Here is a 1184-nt window from a genome sequence, read left to right as displayed (position 1 = left end):
ATGGGAGAACAACGGCAACGGTATAATGAAGAATTTAAGAAACAAACGGTAAAATTCATCCAAGAACAGACCAAGACACTCGGAGACTTAGCCGAAGAACTCAACATTCCAAAAAGTACATTACACCAGTGGATGGGCAAGTATCGTGAACTTAAACATGAGCCCGTAGCTAGCGTAGATCGAGTCAAAGAACTGGAAGCTGAGCTCAAAGAAATGCGCCGGTTACTTCAAGAGAAAGAACATACCCTTGCGGACACGCAAGAGGAACTGGCTATCGTAAAAAAAGCAGTGCACATCTTCAGCAAACCAAAGAACTAAGATTTCAGTTTGTGGAAGACCATCGCTCCGAGTTTTCTTTGGCGAAGATGTGCAGCACCTTACAAGTGTCACGGAGCGGATATTACAAATGGCGGATGGACCGGACCAGCAAGCAGCAGCATCGGAGAACCGAGGTCATGAAGCGTATTCGGTATCATTTCTACGACCACCAGAAGCGGTGTGGAAGCCCTAAAATTACGTATGCGCTCCATCTGGAAGGGTATAGAATCTCTTCACGTACGGTCAGTATATACATGCGTCAAATGAATCTTCGTTCCGTGCATAGCCCCCGGTATCGTGTCCAGACGACGGATTCTAAACATCATCATCCCCTTGCACCGAATACGTTGAACCAGCAATTTCAAACGTCTACACCGAACGCTGTATGGGTCACTGACATCACCTACATTCCCTGCCGAGGAGGCCGATTATATCTTGCTAGTGTTTTGGATTTGTGTACGCGTGAAATTGTAGGCTGGCGCTTGTACAACCATATGGAAACGAGCCTGGTGCTGGATGCATTGAAAGATGCGTACCAGGCCAAACGCCCGGCTCCGGGATTGCTCCATCACTCGGATCGTGGCTCGCAGTACACGTCAAAAGAATACGTGGAGCAACTAAAAGCATATGGCATGGAATCCAGCATGAGCCGCCGAGGGAATTGTTACGATAACGCTTGTATCGAGTCCTGGCACAGCATTTTGAAGAAAGAACTCATTTACTGTAACCCTCGATTTAAGAATCCAGAAGAGGCGTATACCGCCATCTACCAGTACATTGAGTTCTATTACAACCGCAAGCGAATGCATGGCGCGCTAGGTTATCTTTCCCCTGCTCGTTTTGCAATGAAATTTACGGACAAATCC

2 protein-coding genes are annotated in these 1184 nt (G+C 47.1%); both read left to right on the top strand.

Annotated elements, in window-relative coordinates; all coding sequences use genetic code 11:
• On the top strand, positions 1–318 hold a 318-nt coding region (locus tag HNR77_RS29890), incomplete at its 5' end, for a transposase (protein ID WP_090921784.1).
• Positions 319–329: 11 nt separating this feature from the next.
• Positions 330–1184 (top strand): IS3 family transposase (locus tag HNR77_RS29885; protein ID WP_311768694.1); only part of this gene is annotated, 855 nt, incomplete at its 3' end.

The sequence above is a fragment of the Paenibacillus sp. JGP012 genome, assembly GCF_014203995.1.
Classification (GTDB): domain Bacteria; phylum Bacillota; class Bacilli; order Paenibacillales; family Paenibacillaceae; genus Paenibacillus; species Paenibacillus silvae.
The sequence above is the reverse complement of the archived record's forward strand: the minus strand, read 5'-3'. Positions and strand labels throughout refer to the sequence as shown.